This window comes from Streptococcus sp. 2021WUSS126, assembly GCF_044427255.1.
Taxonomy (GTDB): Bacteria; Bacillota; Bacilli; order Lactobacillales; family Streptococcaceae; genus Streptococcus; species Streptococcus hashimotonensis.
The window spans coordinates 1-20243 of record NZ_JAOTGI010000015.1; the positions used below are offsets into that span (position 1 = coordinate 1).

General features: G+C 35.5%; 24 protein-coding genes and 1 pseudogene. 13 read left to right on the top strand and 12 right to left on the bottom strand.

Annotated elements, in window-relative coordinates; genetic code table 11:
• Window positions 1–297: 297 nt before the first annotated feature.
• Complete coding sequence (gene rplM / locus ODU39_RS06875; RefSeq protein ID WP_398580307.1) at window positions 298–744, top strand: 50S ribosomal protein L13; 447 nt, start codon at window positions 298–300, stop codon at window positions 742–744.
• Between the two features lie 19 nt (window positions 745–763).
• Window positions 764–1156, top strand: a complete 393-nt coding sequence (gene rpsI / locus ODU39_RS06880; protein ID WP_002942223.1) for a 30S ribosomal protein S9 — start codon at window positions 764–766, stop codon at window positions 1154–1156.
• Window positions 1157–1262: 106 nt separating this feature from the next.
• Here the strand turns inward: rpsI and xerC are convergent, their stop codons facing one another.
• From xerC to ODU39_RS06915, 7 genes are all read right to left on the bottom strand, one after another.
• A complete protein-coding gene (gene xerC, locus ODU39_RS06885) occupies window positions 1263–2480 on the bottom strand; it encodes a tyrosine recombinase XerC (protein ID WP_398580308.1) in 1218 nt (405 codons plus the stop codon).
• A 65-nt stretch (window positions 2481–2545) separates the two neighbouring features.
• A complete protein-coding gene (locus ODU39_RS06890; RefSeq protein WP_174853621.1) occupies window positions 2546–2809 on the bottom strand; it encodes a helix-turn-helix domain-containing protein in 264 nt (87 codons plus the stop codon).
• A gap of 1 nt (window position 2810) precedes the next feature.
• Entirely contained in the window at window positions 2811–3389 is a 579-nt protein-coding gene (locus tag ODU39_RS06895) for a replication protein (protein ID WP_174853622.1), read from the bottom strand.
• Between the two features lie 199 nt (window positions 3390–3588).
• Entirely contained in the window at window positions 3589–4206 is a 618-nt protein-coding gene (locus ODU39_RS06900) for a hypothetical protein (RefSeq protein ID WP_043913564.1), read from the bottom strand.
• A 1-nt stretch (window position 4207) separates the two neighbouring features.
• Window positions 4208–5293 carry a helicase HerA domain-containing protein gene (locus tag ODU39_RS06905; protein ID WP_398580309.1) on the bottom strand — a complete coding sequence of 362 codons (1086 nt, stop codon included), beginning with the start codon at window positions 5291–5293 and terminating at the stop codon, window positions 4208–4210.
• Window positions 5293–5607 carry a hypothetical protein gene (locus tag ODU39_RS06910; protein ID WP_398580310.1) on the bottom strand — a complete coding sequence of 105 codons (315 nt, stop codon included), beginning with the start codon at window positions 5605–5607 and terminating at the stop codon, window positions 5293–5295. Before ODU39_RS06910 ends, ODU39_RS06905 begins: the two co-directional genes overlap by 1 nt.
• 136 nt (window positions 5608–5743) lie before the next feature.
• On the bottom strand, window positions 5744–6229 hold the full coding sequence (locus tag ODU39_RS06915) for an XRE family transcriptional regulator (protein WP_398580311.1): 486 nt from the start codon (window positions 6227–6229) through the stop codon (window positions 5744–5746).
• A 316-nt stretch (window positions 6230–6545) separates the two neighbouring features.
• Between ODU39_RS06915 and ODU39_RS06920 the strand changes: the two genes are divergently transcribed.
• The gene (locus tag ODU39_RS06920) at window positions 6546–7472 is read left to right on the top strand and encodes a helix-turn-helix domain-containing protein (protein WP_398580312.1); all 927 of its coding nucleotides are present in this window, start codon (window positions 6546–6548) and stop codon (window positions 7470–7472) included.
• Window positions 7473–7532: 60 nt separating this feature from the next.
• Here the strand turns inward: ODU39_RS06920 and ODU39_RS06925 are convergent, their stop codons facing one another.
• The gene (locus tag ODU39_RS06925) at window positions 7533–7871 is read right to left on the bottom strand and encodes a hypothetical protein (protein WP_013642674.1); all 339 of its coding nucleotides are present in this window, start codon (window positions 7869–7871) and stop codon (window positions 7533–7535) included.
• Window positions 7872–7887: 16 nt separating this feature from the next.
• Entirely contained in the window at window positions 7888–8913 is a 1026-nt protein-coding gene (locus ODU39_RS06930) for a hypothetical protein (protein WP_398580313.1), read from the bottom strand.
• 186 nt (window positions 8914–9099) lie between these two features.
• Between ODU39_RS06930 and ODU39_RS06935 the strand changes: the two genes are divergently transcribed.
• The 4 genes from ODU39_RS06935 to ODU39_RS06950 all read left to right on the top strand — a co-directional run bounded on the left by ODU39_RS06935 (window position 9100) and on the right by ODU39_RS06950 (window position 12337).
• Window positions 9100–9417, top strand: coding sequence for a helix-turn-helix domain-containing protein (locus ODU39_RS06935; protein ID WP_003032102.1), 318 nt, complete (start codon window positions 9100–9102; stop codon window positions 9415–9417).
• Between the two features lie 42 nt (window positions 9418–9459).
• Window positions 9460–11187: an ATP-dependent nuclease gene (locus ODU39_RS06940; RefSeq protein ID WP_398580314.1), complete on the top strand. Its 1728-nt coding sequence runs from the start codon at window positions 9460–9462 to the stop codon at window positions 11185–11187.
• A 124-nt stretch (window positions 11188–11311) separates the two neighbouring features.
• Window positions 11312–12064, top strand: coding sequence for a hypothetical protein (locus tag ODU39_RS06945; protein WP_395409131.1), 753 nt, complete (start codon window positions 11312–11314; stop codon window positions 12062–12064).
• Window positions 12065–12088: 24 nt separating this feature from the next.
• Window positions 12089–12337 (top strand): hypothetical protein, encoded by a 249-nt coding sequence (locus tag ODU39_RS06950; RefSeq protein WP_174853627.1) that lies wholly within the window; start codon window positions 12089–12091, stop codon window positions 12335–12337.
• A 370-nt stretch (window positions 12338–12707) separates the two neighbouring features.
• Here ODU39_RS06950 and ODU39_RS06955 read toward each other — a convergent pair.
• The 3 genes and pseudogenes from ODU39_RS06955 to ODU39_RS06965 form a co-directional block, all read right to left on the bottom strand.
• Window positions 12708–13753, bottom strand: a pseudogene (locus ODU39_RS06955) (site-specific integrase).
• 90 nt (window positions 13754–13843) lie between these two features.
• Window positions 13844–14032 (bottom strand): helix-turn-helix domain-containing protein, encoded by a 189-nt coding sequence (locus ODU39_RS06960; RefSeq protein WP_044759875.1) that lies wholly within the window; start codon window positions 14030–14032, stop codon window positions 13844–13846.
• Between the two features lie 88 nt (window positions 14033–14120).
• Entirely contained in the window at window positions 14121–14687 is a 567-nt protein-coding gene (locus tag ODU39_RS06965; protein WP_238599844.1) for a hypothetical protein, read from the bottom strand.
• 461 nt (window positions 14688–15148) lie between these two features.
• Here ODU39_RS06965 and ODU39_RS06970 point away from each other — a divergent pair, with 461 nt between their 5' ends.
• The 6 genes from ODU39_RS06970 to ODU39_RS06995 all read left to right on the top strand — a co-directional run bounded on the left by ODU39_RS06970 (window position 15149) and on the right by ODU39_RS06995 (window position 20028).
• On the top strand, window positions 15149–15916 hold the full coding sequence (locus ODU39_RS06970) for a DeoR/GlpR family DNA-binding transcription regulator (RefSeq protein ID WP_398580315.1): 768 nt from the start codon (window positions 15149–15151) through the stop codon (window positions 15914–15916).
• 204 nt (window positions 15917–16120) lie between these two features.
• The gene (lacA, locus tag ODU39_RS06975; RefSeq protein WP_018031056.1) at window positions 16121–16543 is read left to right on the top strand and encodes a galactose-6-phosphate isomerase subunit LacA; all 423 of its coding nucleotides are present in this window, start codon (window positions 16121–16123) and stop codon (window positions 16541–16543) included.
• Between the two features lie 26 nt (window positions 16544–16569).
• A complete protein-coding gene (gene lacB / locus ODU39_RS06980) occupies window positions 16570–17085 on the top strand; it encodes a galactose-6-phosphate isomerase subunit LacB (protein ID WP_044759869.1) in 516 nt (171 codons plus the stop codon).
• Window positions 17086–17094: 9 nt separating this feature from the next.
• A complete protein-coding gene (locus ODU39_RS06985) occupies window positions 17095–18027 on the top strand; it encodes a tagatose-6-phosphate kinase (RefSeq protein WP_044759867.1) in 933 nt (310 codons plus the stop codon).
• A gap of 1 nt (window position 18028) precedes the next feature.
• Window positions 18029–19006, top strand: a complete 978-nt coding sequence (lacD, locus tag ODU39_RS06990; RefSeq protein ID WP_398580316.1) for a tagatose-bisphosphate aldolase — start codon at window positions 18029–18031, stop codon at window positions 19004–19006.
• Window positions 19007–19194: 188 nt separating this feature from the next.
• Window positions 19195–20028, top strand: coding sequence for a PRD domain-containing protein (locus tag ODU39_RS06995; RefSeq protein WP_398580317.1), 834 nt, complete (start codon window positions 19195–19197; stop codon window positions 20026–20028).
• Window positions 20029–20243 lie beyond the last annotated feature (215 nt).

Here is a 20243-nt window from a genome sequence, read left to right on the forward strand (position 1 = left end):
GAGAGTTAAGTGTTTGTTTTTCATTGTCGGTTACCAACTTGTCCCATAGTAAGTTCTACCTTATTTCTTTGTCTCATTCTAGTTTCCAGTTTTTAAGACAGACTAGAACTTACTTTGGGAATTTACTTCTTTCAAAAAATAAAAAAAGTAAAGTAAAATAGCTTGACGGAGACTAGTAGATTTGATAAAATGGTAGACGGTATTGTTTACCCCATTTGAAAGGCCCCGGAACCTTCCAAATACCCGCGGACCGGAACATCCGCCCAGTAAACAAAAACGATTCGTATAGGAGAAATCATGAACAAAACAACATTTATGGCTAAACCAGGCCAAGTTGAACGTAAATGGTATGTAGTAGACGCTACTGATGTACCTCTTGGACGCCTTTCAGCAGTAGTTGCTAGCGTTCTTCGCGGTAAAAACAAACCAACTTTCACACCTCACACTGATACTGGTGACTTCGTTATCGTTATCAACGCTGATAAAGTGAAATTGACTGGTAAAAAAGCAACTGATAAAATCTACTACACTCACTCAAACCACCCAGGCGGATTGAAATCAATCTCAGCTGGTGAATTGCGTTCTAAAAACGCTGTTCGTTTGATTGAAAAATCAGTTAAAGGTATGCTTCCACACAACACACTTGGTCGTGCACAAGGCATGAAATTGAAAGTGTTTGTAGGTGCTGAGCACACTCACGCTGCACAACAACCAGAAGTACTTGATATTTCAGGTCTTATCTAAGGGAAAGGACGTAATCTAAATGGCACAAGCACAATACACAGGTACTGGTCGTCGTAAAAACGCGGTTGCACGCGTACGTTTGGTCCCAGGTACTGGTAAAATCACAGTAAACAAAAAAGATGTAGAAGAGTACATCCCACACGCTGACCTTCGTTTGGTTATCAACCAGCCATTCGCAGTAACTTCAACACAAGGTTCATACGACGTTTTCGTTAACGTGAACGGTGGTGGTTACGGTGGTCAATCAGGTGCGATCCGTCACGGTATCGCGCGTGCATTGCTTCAAGTAGACCCAGACTTCCGCGATTCATTGAAACGCGCAGGCCTTCTTACACGTGACGCTCGTATGGTTGAACGTAAGAAACCAGGTCTTAAGAAAGCACGTAAAGCTTCACAATTCAGTAAACGTTAATTATCAGCGATATATCAACGTTTCAAAGCACTCAAGAGTTTACCTCATGGGTGCTTTTTTCGTGTTTTTTTGAAAAGTTCACCTCAAAATTTACCTCATTTTTACCTTATGGCTTCAGAGAGTTTAAAGCAAATTCTCCGACTGCCATGGGAATGACATTTGAAGTATTGACATAAATTTGAGTTGTAGCTGTATCGCTGTGGGTCAGAGCCTCTGAAATAGCTTCTAAACTCATTCCCGCCTGTCTGGCAAGTGTTGCCCCTGTGTGTCGGAGTTTATGAGGTGTAGCGTGTGTCAGATGTGAGTGACGATTTTTAACTGTTCGCATCTTATTGTTTAGATAATCTGCGTGCAGGGGTTTATTTACGTTTCCTTTGGTATCTATATAAGTGAAGACGAACTGTTCAGGATTAGTAATGATTCCAAGCTTTGCAAGTTCCTGTTTTTGTTGTGTTTTCCAAGCTTGGAGAAGTTGAAGCAAGTCGGTTGAAATAGCAAAGATTGTTTTCTTGTTCCCTTTGGTTGATTTCACATCTCCATACCTATCTAGTGCTTGGAGTAATTGAATTTGGGATTTTTCAAAATTAATGTGTTTCCACTGCAAAGCATAAGATTCAGATTTTCGGTCTCCTAAAAAGAAGGTAAGATAAAATAGAACGTAGTCCTTAAGTGAAATTTTTCCGCTAGCCAAATCATCTTGGAAGGCTGAGAACCATTCCTGTAACTGCTCATGTGTTAGGTAGAGGTCTTCATCTCGCCTAGCTTCTGCCAACTGGATTTTCTTAGTTGATTTGATACGACGTAAGGTTTTAGCGATTTTATTTGATTCTATGTACTCTAATTCTTCTGCCCAATCAAAGATGGATATGACATAGCTTCGTAAAGTTTTGAAGTTTGCATATTCACTGGCTTTTGCTGTCATTAAATTTAGAATAACCTGCTTGTTCTGATTGAGAAATTGAATAGTATAATTACCTAACATAGGTAAAATATGTTTTCTGAAACAAGTTTTTGTATTAGCTACCGTTGATTTGCTAGGTGGTTTAGTTGTTGAAGTAGTCTGTCCTGCTTTGTAGGCTTTCCACCAGATAGATTCGTAGAAATCTTTGAATAGAATGTCTCCCTTACCTATCCCTGTAAACTCGTTGTTCTCAATCTGATTGATTTTTGTTAAAAGGTCTATCTCTGCTTGCCGTGCCTCCTTTCTGGTCTTGAAGCGTTTATCAAAATAGTTATTATTGACGATACCAAGTGGCATCCGTGCTTCCGTTGGAATATACACTTTTAAGCGATATGTTCCATTTTTTGTCTTAGTGATAGTCATGATATTCTCCTTTATGTCGAACCAGAAAATATCATGACCATTATAAAACAAAAATGTGGATATTTCTAGTTTTGTGAAAGTAGCCATGAGTCGATGGCTTGTTTGCTGAAACGAACTGTTTTTCCTATTTTAATAGATGGAAGCCCCTGTTGAATCCAAGAATCAAGTGTATTGTTAGAAATACCTAAATAGTTGCATGCTTGTTTCTTGTTTAGATAGAGGTTGTTAAGACCATTTTGTACTAACTGTTGCTCAATTTCTTTTTGAATAAGATTGGATAGTAGTGTTTGAATTTGATGAATTTGTTCATCAGGTAAGATAACTTGCATTTTAGACCTCCTGTTTCCCGAATCCAGAATGTCGCCGTGAATCAAGATATTTGGCAAAGAAATAAGTCTTATCTATAATGAGTGCTAGGAGCACTGGGTCTTCATCCCGCGCATATTTAACAAGGTTATTGAACTCAGTAAAGTTATAATCCTCAATAATGTCAATGACAGTTGAGAGAAATTCATCGTTGTTATTGCTACGTAAGAATTTATCCAATTCAAAGCCGCATCCTGATTCAATATCTTCAATATTATAGAGCGTTTTTTCAGGATTTTCCGCATGAATAAAATAGTCGTACATACCTTTAGGAGACATAATAACCTCGACATGAGCAGGGGTATTTAATTTTTCAGTAAGTAGCTCAGATACTTGGCTGTAGCTTTTGAGTGATTCAAAAAAGAGAGCACCATGTTTATGTGTTTTTTTGCACTCTCCTGTTTTTTTGTTGACATCTCTGTTATGCCATGGGCTGAGTATAAAGGGGATGTGTAGTTCTTCGAGTATGTCCAAATAGTTGTCAGGAACACTATCCTGATAAATCAGGAATGCCCATTTGTTAGAGCGTTTTTCTTTTACCACAGGCTGTTACCTCTTTTCTATATTCTTATCTATAAGGGAGAATTTAGTGATGTTTCTGGTATTTTTATCTCAAAATTTTGATTATTGATTATTGATGTAATGGGGGGTCGTAGTAGCCCCCATTACATCGCGTGATTAGATACCTTGAAGAATCAGAGCTTTTGGCTTTCACTACGTGAGCCAAGCACTGCTTCTTCTTTTATCGTCTTGTGCCTATGTACCAGAGTTTATTTCCTTCTCTGATTGAAGAAGAGAAATAATAGTCAGGATTTTGTCCAGAGATTTCTTCTTTAACATGCCCTTCCATATCTCGTAAAAGTTTTTGAGCTTGTTGGGTTCTGGGATATTTGATAAAGACTGACAAGGTATCTCGCCGAATATCTACGGTACAGCTAGAGATAGCGTGATTGAAGTTTTTAAGAATCGGATTGAACTTTGTAACAGTTGTCTGATTATCAATAGAGTTAATTGATTCCGACATTTCATCTTGTTTCAAAAACTGTCTTAATCGAATTGTTTGATAGATGGATTTAAAATAGTTCAAAATAGAATCCTTTGTGAAGCGTTGAAATAGTTCTGTGCAAATCGACAGCACCAAAATTGATGTTAGGGTCAGAGTTAATGATTGGACAAAATATGCTATAAAATTTAATTTATCTTGTACAAAACTTATAGAACTCTGTAGACTTTCTATCTCAATATTTCCAAGCTGATTTTCTAGAAGTAGAAGTGCAAATTTGAGAAGAAGTAAGAGTAAAATCAGGATGATGAGATTGATATTCAGATTGTAAGTCTTTTGAAAAAAACTCTTTTTCATGTCATAAAATACCTTTCTTGGTGTAGTATGTAGGGCAAAGTAACGGAAGAACTTGGTAAGGGTGTTCATTATCAATTACCTGAATCAAACCAGTACCGTGTCCAATTGGAATGACGATACCTTCGGGATTGAGGTCGGGGAAGAGAAATTGCGTACTTTTTTTATTGATATTACCGACTTGGATTAGAACATTTAACTGCTCACGAACAGAAACGGGTATCGTATTATGGTCAAACCGCTGACTCACGAGCAATAAGTGGACTTTGGAAGAACGGCCGAGAAGAGCTATGGTAGAAATGAGGGAGAAAAATGATTCTTTGATGGTCTTGTTTACGCCTTCAGAGAGTGCTAGTACTTCATCGATAACGATGGTCAAGTGGTCGAATTGATGGTTAGGATTATTAAGGAGAATCTCCTGTCGCTGTTGAATAAGATTTACACAAGTGCTAAGACTTTCATTGATTTCAGAAACAAAGTCTGATTTTGAGCGATTTTCTTGTGGATAAATAACAGCAATCCCATTTTTACGAGCAAATCTTGTAGGCAAATCACCCTTTGGATCAACTATAATGAGCTCTGAAAAGTTTTTCAATAAACTCAAAAAATAGGTAAGTACATAAGATTTTCCAGAACCTGAGTTTCCAGCAATAGCGATATGAGTAACTTTGTTATAATCGATGATTAGATTTTTCATGATTGGAAGGGCGTTGTTTTTAAGCGATTTTGCGAAATCATCTAAATCTGAGATGATGAGACGCTCAGAGACACCTTTTATCCATGGAAAGAAGAGTCCGCGTTGAACATGGATGTCATCTGTTTTTAGAGGGACAAAGTATGTGGCATTCTGTCTCAGAAGTGTGTAGCGAGGGTATAGAGATGCGCTAGCTATCAAGAAGATTTTGTTATAGAGTTCATCATCTAGGATATAGGCACAAGGAAGCCTAGGGATGAAGATGAAGCCATCCTCTTGAATAACGATATTGAAGCTATTAGTATAGCTCGTCTCCCCCTGCATCAGAGCCCCAAGAGCCATATTTAGGCTCTGGAGCAAGTAAGATTGCAGGACGGTGTCTGCTTTCGTTGCCATTATTTGACCTCCTTTAGACCGTCAGCTTTGAAGTAAACATTGAAGCCGACTTCACAGGCTTGAAGATTTTCAAATTCAATCATTGCCATGTAAGCTGGAAGAGTTACCTTGGATTCAAATTTAACTTGGAAAGGTGGTAATCCCTTTTGTGAGAACCAAGCTTTGTGTGCTATAATCTCTCCTGTTGGTTGACCTTCTTCAAACTTGGTTTGAGGTTCAAGTTCTGTACTCAAGCAGACAATAGCCTGTTTTGGGTCAATGTATTCATTTGCAGTATTGCTTGAATAGCCACCTTTACGATTACGAGTTTTCATAGAATTATACCTACTTTCTAATTTTCTTGTTACTAATCTCATTTTAGGTCTTGAGTATGACCGTGTTAGCTAACTACACTTATATTCTAAATTATTTTATTTAGTCACACTTTCAAGTTTTTTGAAAGTATAGAAGTCAAAGATGTGCTACAAGGGCGACAAATTCAATTAACCATTCAGCTAAGCTTTCAGCGATTTGATAGGATGTTTCTTCTTCAGGAAAATCAGGGAAATAATCATATAAGGCAGTTGTCAAAGTTGAGAGATTCTGTTGAATGTCATTCTCTTTTGCTTGAAAGAGTTGCTTTGTAGAGCTAGAACCACCAGTAAGAATTAGCTCTGTCAATTGGCTAATGAGTAACTCACAGAAGTAAACATTAGGGAAGAAGACGCTTTTTACATTGGTTAGCCCTAGTGTTTCTTGCAGGGCATCCACAGTATCTAAGGTGATGTTACGTTTCCCCTTTAGGATTTGGCTAATTGCAGGGGCAGAAATCAATCGGATGTCATCATCAAAATAGTAAGACACTTCGTTTTGAGGGATTTCTTGTTCAAGTAATTGTTGCTTAATAGCTTCACCGAGCAGTTCACAATATAGAGTTTTAACTTTAGCTTTTAACATTAGATGTCCTTTCCAGTCCTCAGACGGAAAGAAACTTTTATGATATACTGCTACCGATAGTTGCATAAAAAAGCACACCAAAAAACGGATAAACAGATATATGCAAGACTGGACTGTTATTGTCCGAGTCTTCATATTTGTTTCAATCCGTCCATTTGATGCGCATCAACTAGGACTAATATATTTTATTTATGATTCTATTTTAGTGTATTCATAAATAGATTTGGGAAGGAAAAAAGCCTGTCATATCAGGGAAGAGGAAATTTAAATGAAATTTCAATAATGAAATTTCATGTATCTGGTGTATAATAGGAGTATGGAAAGTAAAAATTTTGATTATCAAAAATTAAAAGCTGTACTTGATGAACAGGGAGTTACGATAGAACAATTAGCAAAGATGATAAAAAAAGAAAAAAGGACAGTTGCTAGCTGGCTAAAAGGAACAAATACTCCTCATAAAAGTTCTCTAGACCGTATTCTGAAGTCATTGCATATATCAGAAAGGCGGATTTCAAAAGATGGAGTAGTCTTTTTTGATATTACAGAAGAAAATCAGCAGAGAGCGGAAGAACTCCTTTATAATGTCTTATTACCATTCTTTGCGTATTATGAAGCTAATCAATTAGGGCATGAAGTAATAAAAGAGCAAAAAGCTTTCAATAATAGTGGTGGATACGACGGGAAGAGCGTTCAATTTATGAAGCCCGATTTTATAAAGCCAAGTTTAATAAATGAGATGACAAATATTATAGAATCAATGGAACGGTTTACCAAGAGGAGTGAGTTTCCATTGAAGCGTATGAAAAACTATGCCTATGGTTTCCTTGAGGATTTTGCTAGAGATATTACATATATTCCTTGCGATTTGAGAGAAAGAGTCAGTTATTTTCAAAATAGGGTAGAGATAGTTCCTGATGATGTTCTAAAGAGTGAATATGCTAGAAGACTACTTAATGAACTTGATGAATATGCTCGAAAAGATAGTCTAATGAGTTGGCAGAGAGAGGGATATCCTAGTTTGAAAATAGAAACGGACTATAATATTTTGGAATTTACAAAAAAATTTCCAGCACTGTTAGATGAGGAGATTTTTCAAATATGTGTAGACATTCTTAATGAAGATAAGTACGGTTCATATTCGTTCATCCTTAGACAGATGTTAAATGATTCTTTAATTATATTGACTTCAATATTATTTGGAGAACAAGAAAACCCCTCTAAAAATCAGAGGGGTTCAGACTAAAGACAAACTTAATCTTGTAGGTTTGTCTTTTTGATTTCTCTTATAATTGTATATTTTATGTTATTCTCTCTTCAATTTAACAGTTCCGAAGCCATCTCCACTTACAGTCAAAGTGTTTCCTGAAAGAGAATATTCAAGCTCTTCTCCTTCCACGTTAAATGTTTTATTCTCTTTGTCCACAGTAAAATCTGTACTAATGTTGTCTACTCCCAAAAGGGAACCTGAGCCATCGCCTGCTTCAATACTAAGTGAACCATCTTGACCGTCAATTATAATCGTCATGCTACTCCCGTCTTCTTCATAAGTATATGTTCCATCCAAGCTTTGGTTACTAGCAGAACATGCAGTAAGGAACAATACGGCTATAAGTGTCAATAAAAGTGCTTTAAATTTTTTCATTATTTTCTCCTCAAAATTATTCTTCATCGTCAAAGCTATCTGAAGTTACTTGAACATTGTCAGGTCTCAAATCGTAGGTGTCATAAACTAGAGTCACATTTTCGTCGTCTTTTTGCTTTGTGACAAATGATGGGAAGCCAATATATTTCACATCATCTACTGATTCTGAAGCAAATTGAGAATAGGCTAAATGTGCAGAGAAAGATCCTTCCTTAATAATATATGTATAATCAATAACATTATCATAGCTAAGTTTTTTGATAGGAATTGTTAGAGTTTCCTCTAGTGTTTCCGCTAAGTCCTCATCAGGTAAAATTTTTAATTGATAATCTGAAGCTACCTTTTGGTTATATTGGTTTTCAATTTCTGTCAACTTGTCTATTGCTGAAGTAGTATCTTTTCCATCAACCAATTGTCTAAGCGCAAGTGATACTTTTTCAAAAATAATTTGTTTATGGGTACTAGCCTTTTCAAATGCTTTAGCTTGTTCAATAATTTCATCATCTGATAAAGTTGAAATGCTTTCAAGAGTAAGTGTATCTGGAATCGTAACATCAATTATTCCATCAGTATTACCATCTTCGGTATCGTATTTCTTGATAATATCAGTTAGCATTTCTTCAGAAATTTTTTCTGCCGTATCTTTTCCATCAAAGCTATCAAAGAAACTTTGAACATTTCCACCAGCCGAGTAAACATTTTTTCCAACATAGTCAGCTTTAAATTGTGCAGAAGAAATGGTTGTTTCAGTATTTGTAGTAGCTTCATAAGAAGTATCATAATAAGTTACTTGATTATCTTCAAAGGCGTATACTCCCTTGATAACTTTTTCTCCGTCGATTTCATACCAGAGCTGGGGAGCTTTTTTGGATTGATTTATATAGTTTCCGATACTGACTTCTTTTGTTTTTTCAGAAGAAGTTTTCTCTTGAGAGTGAGAAGTAGTTGTGGAAGGTTTGCTGGTATTTGAACAGGCTAAGAGAATTGTTGTCGAGGCTAAAAAGGTTACACCTATTAATAGATATTTGTTTCGCTTTTTCATTTTGAAAAGTCTCCTTTAGTATTTTAAGTATTATTATTTTCAAAAATAATACTTAGCTATCTTTTATTTTACCATAAAAACATATCTTGAGTATTGTTTTTTGATAAAAAAATACACTAAAAACCTACAAATAATTTCTAATAAGTCATAGTCTTAGTGTATAGAATTAGAAAAGGGAGCAGTGCTATGTCATTAGGAAAAAGTGTATCTAACCGAATCTATGAATTGAGGATAAAAAAGCAACTAACTCAAGAGATGTTAGCTGATAAGGCGGGGATGGATGTCAATGCTCTTGGTCGAATTGAAAGAGGACAAAATTCTAATATTAAATTGGAAACTCTAAATAAGCTAATTGAAGCCTTAGAGTTAGATTATCAAACGTTCTTTGCATTTACGGATAGTGACAATGAGGTAGCTAAATTAATTGCTAAATTGTCATTAGTGGATGATGAAGAAAAGTATCTTGAAATTTTTAATAAGATATTGGATATTGAATTGAAGTAAGTAGTGAAACTCATAAAAAATAATATTGAAGTGAGGCTAATCATGTGGCAACTAAAAGAAGTTAAAATATCAAGTTTTAAGAATATTAATCATCAAATGGCTGGATTTGATACAATAAGTAATTTTAATATTTTGGTTGGTCAAAACAATATTGGAAAATCTACACTCCTACAAACTTTTGATATATTGGTAAACAAAGAAGAGCGTCAGGTGGGGCTAACAAGTCAAACTAGAATACAGTTTACATTTGTTCCGACAGAAGATGATATAAGACGAGTATTTTCATCAAATATCTCTGGAGGTTACATTGGAGGAAACTATTATGAATTCGGAAGTCAATTTATTGGGAAAAAGGTAACATTTAACTATTCGCCTATTAAGATTGTGGGAGAGGAACAGATTAGCTTGGCGAAGATTGAGAGTGCTTCAACTGTGCTGTTGCAAAAATGTCAAAATGTTGAACAATTTGTTGGATTAGGAGCGAATTATTTATCTAAACTACAACACCAAAAAATAATAAAATTGTCAGCTGACAGAAATCTTGTACCTGAACTTCAGAGTAGTAATAAAATTGTCAAAGAGGATGGGCAAGGTGCAACCAATTTATTAAGACAATATTTGAATGTTGGAAGTCTTCCTAATGAGATAGTTGAGATAGAAATGTTGGATGCCCTTAATCTGATAATGCGACCTGAAAATCAATTTGAAAGAATTATGTGTCAAGAAATTGAGTCAACTGAGAATGATGTGACAATATGGGAAATAATGCTTTTGAATGAAAATGGGAAAATACCAATATCTAGCTCAGGAAGTGGGCTAAGGACGGTACTATTGGTACTAATAAAGTTATTGTTAGAGGTCAGAGAAAGAGGGGTAAGAGTAAACGGGAATGAGTCTAAGGTTGATGAATTCGTATTCGTTTTTGAAGAATTAGAAAACAATTTACACCCAACAATTCAAAGAAATCTTTTTGAATTTTTATATCAATGGTCTATTAATAATAATACTCATATATTTTTAACAACCCATTCTAATGTTCCTTTAAATATGTTTAGTGGGAGACATAATGTAACAATTACTCATATAAAAAAAGAAACCGAAGGAGTAGTAACGAATTCAGCGCTATCATTTATAGAAAATGAAGATATTTTAATGAACTTAGGAGTTAGAGCAAGTGATTTACTACAATCCAATGCTATTATTTGGGTAGAGGGTCCATCAGATAGAATTTATTTGAATAAGTGGATTGAACTTTACTCTAAAGGCGAAATAAAAGAAAATCTACATTATCAAATTTTGTTTTACGGCGGTCGATTACTTTCTCATTTAACTGGAAAGATAGGTGAGGAAAACGAAATGATACAACTTTTTAGAGCTAATAGACATTCAATAATTGTTATAGATAGTGATAAAACAGACTCTAAAAAAAGAATTAATCGTTCAAAAGCTAGAATTAAGAAAGAATTTGAAGAAAATAATTCTTTGGTTTGGGTAACGCAAGGTAAAGAGATAGAAAATTATTTATCGCAAAGATTGATAAAAGAAGTATATAAAGTAGATAAACAAATTGGGCAGTATGAAAAAATTGATGATTTTCTAGATGTTGCCTCGTCAAATAAAAAATTAGGTACTTTTTATGTACGAAATAAAGTAACAGAGTCAATTAAATTGGTGAAATATATGGATGAGACTGATTTTAAAATTCTAGATTTGGAGGAACGTATAAAACAAATTGTTGATTATGTTAGAGTGTGGAATGGTATGGATTAATACACGTTTTCATAGGTGTCATACCAATCGGATTGCTTCGGTAAAAGAAGAATTAACTTAAATGATTCTCATAAAATTTTTCAATACAACAAGAGCATATGTATAAAGCGAAGGATACTGACTAATGAAATATATAAAGTTAAAGACAGGTGTTCCATTTAATATTGATAATTTTGAGGATAGAACGAATAAGAGCTATCCATATTATCAAAACGGGAAAAAGTATGCGTTGTGTCCAAGTTGTGGCTCTTCTGTTCAAATCGTCGGTGGGAAAAATAATCCAACACAAAACAGAGCAAGAAGAATATATGCAGCTCACACACGAAGTGAAATTGATGGATTAGATTTTGATGAAGAATCAAAATTTAACTGTGTAAATTATGAAGGGAATGATAATAACTGGCAAAGGATTTACGAGGTAAGACCTGATACACCAGAGAATCAAGAAATTATAAATTTTATTAACGAACATATTGATGACATAGCTCAAGAAATTGAAAGTATCATCGGTTTTAAGTGTAAGTATGCACGTACGAGAAGCAAACTGTTTGAAGATTTGTATCAATCTTTTATAGATAATGGAGGATTGCATATATCCGATGACCAATTTGTACCTGAATACATACCTAGAATGATTGTACAGAGAGCTAAGCCAGTTAAGTGTTGGGGAGCAATTCCATTGAATGAAACTAGAAATCTAATTGTTCAGAATCAAAATTTTAAAAATTCAATTCAAGAAGGTCAGTTTAAGCCACTGATAGATGTTGAGATTGTCGGGGTACTAGATAATGATATGAATCCTACTAGACTTAATATAAAGTTAATATTTGGAGAAGGTGAGATGAACTTGCATCATGTTCCTGTAAGGATAGTATAGAGATATAGGGAGGAGGAAGCTTATATGGGAAATAATATTGAGGCCTGTATCCGTAGAATAAGAAAATCAATACAAAACGATACATCAGATGACGATATAATTCTTTTTAGGAAAGTCTTTGCGCATACAGAAGAATTGTTAAATAATAACAGGATAGATGAGGCGATAAAATTTCTTGAAGATGAAAGAGAGTTGTTATCGAAATACCCGAAGACTACAAGTGAATTACAGATATTATTAAATCTTTTGGATACCCGAAGAAAAAATTTGTAAAATAAAATACAGGTAAAAAATATCTGCATTTCATTTTTTGAACTTTATTAAACAGTGAAAAATATTATTTTCTTAATTTCAATTTGGATTTTATAGTAAGGTAAACTTTTGTATTTTCTGGTTCGATTTTGCATATTTTGATTGAAAATTTACCTTATTTTGATGAAATTAGTTGAAATTGGATGAAATTTTAAGTTTTGAAAACCTGTGAAAACGTTGATATTAAAAGCTTTTAAAATTAGTTGAAATAAACAATGCTCCAACCAGGTCTTAAGAAAGCACGTAAAGCTAGCCAGTTCTCTAAACGTTAATCCAAACGTTATGTGGACAACATTTGTGCCGACTTTTTGGTTCAAATTGGTTCAAATGTTTACTCGCTTAATGAGTTCAATAAATTTAAGGCATCAGCATCTTGCTGGTGTCTTTTTTCAGGCATCAATTCTAGATAATACTGTTGTGTTGTTAAGATTGAGTTATGACCTAGACGACGAGAAATATAGTCTAGGCTAATATCTTTTGAAAAGAGAAATGAGGCATGCGTGTCACGAAGTCCATGAAATGTCGTTTCTGTTAATCCCAACTGTTTTAACGGCTTTTGAAGTTGACCAGCTTGCTTGAATCCATTCCAATCAAAGATATAGCCTTCTTTTGTTTGTGCAAGTTTTGTCACAGCTTGATAAACATCTTCGTTGATGGAAATATCACGCTTAGAATGTTTGGTTTTAAGCTGGGTATCGTCATTAGTTGGACTAATTGATCGAAGAATTTTGATACCATATTCAAAAATATCTTCTTTTTTAATTCCTAAAAGTTCTCCACGTCTTGCTCCTGTCTCAAGGGCGAGAACAACAAGAACATTAAATTCATCCTCAGTATGACTTAGGCAGTATTGTCTGAGTTTTTTAAATTCTGTGATAGATAGTGGAATATTTCGTTTAGCTTGTTCTTGCCCTTTTGCTTTTAAAAGACGACCAAAGTCATTGCTAATCAAACCACGAGCATACGCATATTTCAATGAACCACGGATTTTAAGAACAAGTTCTTTTACTGTTTTTTTTAGAGTGGGTTTCAGCATATTGGTCGATTTCTTTTGCATGACGAGATCGTCAAGGTGTTTAAGTTGAATACCATCCAAAAGGTCATCAACTACTACGAGAGTTCGTTTATAGTTTATAAAGGTGGCTTCGCGAACGTCATTTTTCTTGACCGTATGGACCCAATTTCTATAAAAATCAGGAAATAGGGTGGATCGTTCGGCAATGTTCTTGCCACGACCTTTTTTAAGTTCCATTTCTAATGTCCAAAGCTCAGCATCTTTCTGTTGCTAAAGGTTTTGGTTTCTCGTTTATATTCTCCTTTCTTATAAAGTGATACAGTTGCACGGTAAGAGTTACCACGTTTTGTTATTGTTGCCATTTTATCAGCCTTTCTATAAAAAATGATTGATAAAATAGACTAGTCACATATAGGATATATGAAAAATCTAATTTTATCAATCATTATCCGTCAATCGCAGTGGCTTTCAATAAATTTAATCAGTTTTGACTTCAAATAGCGCTCTTGTTTTCCCACCATAAAGTATTGAAAGTCTGGGTGGCTTCTGATGTACTTATCAAATGATTTAGGATCTATTCCAAGTAGTTCCGCTGCTTGTTGTCTATTTAACAGAAGAGGAGAATTATTTTGAGGTAACATATAGAATTCCTTTCATTTTCTAGATACAAGTGTTATGCCACATGTGTAATGAATTGAGGATAGATTTTTGAAAAATGTGCAATGTTACCTAGCGTTTCAATAAAATATAAGCGTAGGAACGAGGAAATTCCTCTGGTCTATTGTGTCCCAGAGCCTTTGTCACAATTTTACAAGCTTTTCTGTCGAGTGAGATGCCAACTAACTCTTTACGCAGATGGATAACTTCTTTACGATTTCTAATCTTGGAAATTTCGCGTGCTACACTGCGATAAACACGCTCTGTATACTCAGCACGATACTTATGTGGCTTTAATGCAGTGGGAACTTTCTTTCCATCAAAATCGTCGAGACTTAAATCTTTGGGAACATGAAACACTCTCTTTTCTCCTGCTCGTTGGAAAATAGCGACTAACCACTCTTCCTCCTCTTGACTAGTAGCCATGATTGGAGACCAGCGATCTCTGCGTCCTTTTGTGTGATGTTTACGGCCGTCTAAATTTAAATACCAACGACCATCACGGCCACGTTGCATAGCATCACCAGTGACATGGATCAGTTCACTTTTACGTAAGCCTGTTGCGACAACTACTTTATGCCAGTAGTCGTTATTTTTGTTGGATAAACGATAGTCTATATGTAATACACGATTGTTCATGCGATTTGCACGTGTACGTGGTTGTGTAGCGATGAAATTAGTTGAGGAAACTCCGAGAACTTTGGCCAATGCTGCTTTGTAGGTAGCTTGTGTATATGGACTTAAAGTCTGTGGAATAAGTAAAGGGCAGGAGATTTCGATATTTTCTGCCTATTTTTATTTATTCTACTGATGTTATTATTGAGATAATCTCATTTTTGATGAGATACGTGTTTAGCGTGAGTAAACTATCGTTACTCATCGCTAAACACGTAGGCTTGCACCCCAAAAAGAAAGCTTGATGCTTTCTTTTTTCCTTGCAGTCGGTTCTAACGAACCGATGTTTTGCGAACCGCGCAAAACCTGCTCGCGAAGATTGCTCGCATAATAAAGTTGCAATCATCATATAAACAAATGTTCAAAATTCCAACATCTTCTTGTTGATTTTTGATATAATGTAAAAAAACAACAAAGGATTAAACATGAATAAACGAGAACGACTAGAAGAAATTACACGATTGGTAAATAAAAAAGGTACGGTTCGAATCTCTGAGATTGTGGAATTGCTAAATGTTACTGATATGACTGTTCGACGTGATTTTATAGAGTTGGAAGAGCAAGGGGTCTTAACTAAAATACACGGCGGGGCTAGAAGTAATAAGGCTTTTCAATATCGTGAATATTCTCATTCTGAGAAACACATTCAAAATAAGGAAGCAAAGCAAGAGATAGCAGAAAGAGCTGCACAACTGATAGAAGATGGAGACACGGTATTTTTAGGTCCAGGAACAACAGTGGCCTTTCTAGCTGAAGCCATTAAAAATCCTCGCCTCACTGTCGTCACAAATTGTATGCCTGTTTTTACCATCTTATCACAAAAGAAGACAGAGGATTTTCAAGTCTTTCTCCTGGGGGGAGAATATCGCCAAGTGACAGAATCTTTTGTAGGAGAAATTACCAATACAAGTTTAGAAAAAATGCGATTTAGCAAGATTTTCTTTTCAGGTAACGGACTTAAGGGAACTGATGTCATGACCTCTACCCTAGCCGAAGCCTATACGCAAAATATTGCCATTAAACATTCTTTAGAAAAATATCTACTGCTAGATGCCTCGAAAATTGGAATAGATGATTTTACTTCCTTTTGTGATTTAAATGATGTAACTGCTCTAGTGACAGATATGAATGCAAAGGATGAAAATTACCAATTATTAAGTAACCATATTGAAATTATTTCAACAAAATCATAAAGTATCAAAACCAACAGCAAAATGTTGGTTTTTTGTTTTCATACGAAAAAAATAAACAAAAATAAAACAAAATATGTTGACTTTATGTTTATTTGGTTGTATAATTTAAACATAAAAAGCGAAAGCGCTTTTTCTAAGTTTTGCAAAACAAAGATTTTCTGCCACATATGGCTACAACTTACTATTTTTGTTAGGAGATAGGTTATGACAATCATTATCGGTGCTGATCCAGCGGGCTCAAAACTAAAAGACGTTATTAAAGATTATTTGCTAGAGAAATCATATGACTTTAAAGATGTCAGTGATGGAAGTGATTTTGTTGATACAACTTTGGCGGTAGTTGCAGCAGTCAATCAAGAGGAAGGAAATCTTGGTATTGTGATTGATGCTTATGGTGTTGGTCCATTTATGACCGCAACTAAAGTCAAAGGCATGATCGCTGCAGAAGTTTCAGACGAACGTTCTGCCTATATGACAAGAGGACACAACAATTCGCGTATTATTACAATCGGTAGTGAGATTGTAGGAGAAGGAATTGCTAAAAATATCGTTAAAGGATTTGTTGAAGGTGAGTATGATGGTGGCCGTCACCAAATTCGTGTCGATATGCTAAATAAAATGTGCTAATTGTTGTAAGAAAAGGAGAATAAGAGATGAAAATTGCAATCGGTTGTGACCATATTGTAACCTATGAAAAAATCGCTGTGGTAGATTATTTGAAAAATCAAGGATATGAAGTGTTGGACTTTGGGACTTATGATAATGTCCGTACTCATTACCCAATCTTTGGTAAAAAAGTTGGTGAAGCTGTTGCAAGCGGACAAGCAGATTTGGGAATTTGTATTTGTGGAACAGGTGTTGGAATCAATAATGCTGTAAACAAGGTTCCTGGTGTTCGATCAGCCTTGGTTCGTGATATGACCTCCGCACTTTACGCGAAGGAAGAGTTAAATGCCAACGTCATTGGTTTTGGTGCAAAGATTACAGGTGAACTATTAATTTGCGACATCATCGAAGCCTTCATTAACGCAGAATACAAACCAACTGAAGAAAACAAACGTTTGATCGAAAAGATTGCTGCAGTTGAGACGCTCAATCAAGAGCAAGCTAATCCAGAGTTCTTTACTGAATTTCTTGAAAAGTGGGATCGTGGAGAATACCACGACTAGGAGGCTCACATGATTTTGACGATCACTTTAAATCCGTCAGTTGATATCGCCTATCAATTAGATACCTTTCATTTGGATACTGTCAATCGAGTAGAAAAAGTTCAAAAAACAGCTGGTGGCAAGGGACTCAATGTGACACGGGTTTTGAAACAAATCGGTGAAGATGTTGTAGCAACGGGCTTTATTGGCGGTGAGATTGGAAGCTATGTGAAGAAACAACTAACTCGAAATGATATAAAAAACTCCTTTGTGGAGATTGGGAATGAAACACGTAATTGCATTGCGGTTCTTCATGATGGCAAACAGACGGAGATTTTAGAACAAGGACCAACTATTCAAGAACATGAAGCCTTGAATTTTATAGAACACCTTGAAATCATCCTGAACAATGTAGATGTTGTTGCTATTTCAGGAAGCCTGCCCAAAGGACTTGCTAGCAACTACTATGTTAAGGTAATTGAACTTTGTAAAAAATATGGTGTAGCTGTTGTTCTGGATTGTTCTGGTGAGGCACTGAAAAACGTTTTAGAAAGCCAGCAGAAGCCGACAGTTATTAAACCGAATACAGAAGAGTTATCACAGTTAATTGGCAAAAATGTCACAGATGATATTCAAGAATTGAAAGTAGTTCTATCTGGTCAATTATTCCAAGGAATTGAATGGATAGTCGTATCCTTGGGGGCAAAGGGGGCTTTTGCCAAGCACAATGACAAGTTCTATCGTGTTAAAATTCCAAAAATAAATGTCGTCAATCCAGTAGGTTCGGGTGATTCAACCGTTGCAGGTATTGCAGCAGGTTTGGTACATGCTTTACCTGAAGCAGAATTATTAAAAAATGCTAATGTTTTGGGCATGCTAAATGCCCAGGAGGAACAGACAGGTTATGTTAATTTAGTACATTCAGAAGTATTGTATTCTCAAATCGAAGTCGAGGAGGTTTAAGATGGTATTAACAGCAGAAAAAAGAAAGTATATGGAAAAAGTAAGCAATGAAGCAGGAGTTATTTCAGCTCTTGCCTTCGACCAACGTGGAGCCTTGAAAAAAATGATGGCAAAACATCAGGCAGAAGAACCTACTGTGGAGCAGATGGAAGAGCTAAAAACTCTAGTTTCTGAAGAACTAACACAGTTTTCTTCTTCTATTCTTTTAGATCCAGAGTTTGGTTTGCCAGCTTCACGCGCCCGCGATGAACAATGTGGCTTACTTTTGGCTTATGAAAAAACTGGCTATGACACCAGCTCTACCAGTCGTTTGCCAGATTGCCTAGTAGAGTGGTCTGTAAAACGATTAAAAGAAGAGGGGGCTGATGCCATTAAGTTTCTACTTTACTATGACGTTGATGGTGATCCATACGTTAATCTTCAAAAACATGCTTATATCGAACGCTTAGGTTCAGAATGCCAGGCAGAAGGTTTGCCATTCTTCTTGGAAATTTTGAGCTACGATGAGACGATTGATGACAATGCTAGCGTTGAGTTTGCTAAAGTTAAACCTAGAAAAGTAAATGAAGCCATGAAAGTATTTTCTAACGAACGCTTTGGAGTAGATGTTCTCAAGGTAGAAGTACCTGTGAACATGAATTTTGTAGAAGGCTTTGGAACAGGGGAAGTCGTTTATACAAAAGATGAAGCAGCCGAACATTTCCGTCAACAAGAAGCATCAACTCATTTGCCATACATTTATCTAAGTGCAGGTGTCTCTGCAAAACTCTTCCAAGATACTCTAGTGTTTGCACATGAAGCAGGTGCTAAATTTAATGGTGTTCTCTGCGGTCGTGCAACATGGGCAGGTGTTGTGCCAGTTTACATTGAACAAGGAGAAGAAGCAGCACGTGAATGGTTACGAACTATTGGTCGTGAAAATATTGAAGGACTTGATGCCGTCTTGTCTCAAACTGCTACTTCTTGGCTAGAAAAATAATATAAAGAATAACCATTTTCTTAAAAGAAAGGGTTTACATTTTCTGAGAATATGCTATAATAATCTCATCAGTAAGAATAGAGTGGATTGTAACTAATTCGATTAGGCAAGACTACAAATGGATTTGAGAGTAGAATATTCTCGGTTTGTTTGTAGTCTTTTTTTGCTTAAAAATATAGGAGGGATTTATGTTTAGGATTATACAGTCACTAAATAATAACGCTGCTCTGGTGAAAAATGAACATGGGGAACAGGCAGTCGTGATGGGATTAGGTATAACCTTTCAAAAGAAAAAGGGAGATTTAATTGTTAAGGATAAGATAGAGAATATCTTTTCGCTAAAAAATGATGAGGCCAAAGAAAACTTTCTAACCTTATTGAAAGATATTCCCTTAGATTTTATTTCTGCAACCTACACGGTCATCAATCATCTCGTAACAACTTATCATTACCCTGTACAAGAATATCTATATGTAACACTGACAGATCATATCTATTGTGCATATCAGGCGGTTTTAAAGAATACTTATCAAGAAAGTAAACTACCCAATATTTCAGCCGAATATCCATTGGAATATAAAATGGCGCGTGAAGCCTTAGATATGTTTCGTGAAAAGTTGCTAAAAGATTTTCCGAATGATGAGATTGGAAGAATTGCCCTTCACTTAATTAATGCAAAGGGTGAAACCATTCATTCCACAAGTGAAGAACATGACATCAGCAAAAAAATTATAACAGATGTTGAACAAATCTTGACGGAGAACGGGATTAAACGCACAAAAGAAAATAGCAATTTTTATGATCGTTTTATGATTCATCTGTCCTATTTTCTGAATTACTTAGATCGATCCCATCAGTCAAATGAATCGATTGCTAGTTTGGAACAGTATATCAAGCTCCAGAATCCAAGAGCTTACCGGATTGGAAGTCAGATTTTTGAGATGATCACAACATTGGTTGATGAACCTGTAAATGACAGTGAAAGGTTCTATATTGTGTTACATATTCAACGGTTATTGTAAATCATACTCTTCGTAAATCCAATTCAGACGTTGTTGCCTCAACTTGATGAGTGAAAAGCTCCAGTGGAGGTTTTCAGCCTGTTCCATTGAGATGAGAGGGGAACAGAGTTCTATCTGCGTTATATCGATACGAACTCGTTCGTCTTATTTCCAACCTTCAACAGTCTATTCCTAGACTGTTGAAGCTAGTCTGAATTGAATTTCCATTGAGTACA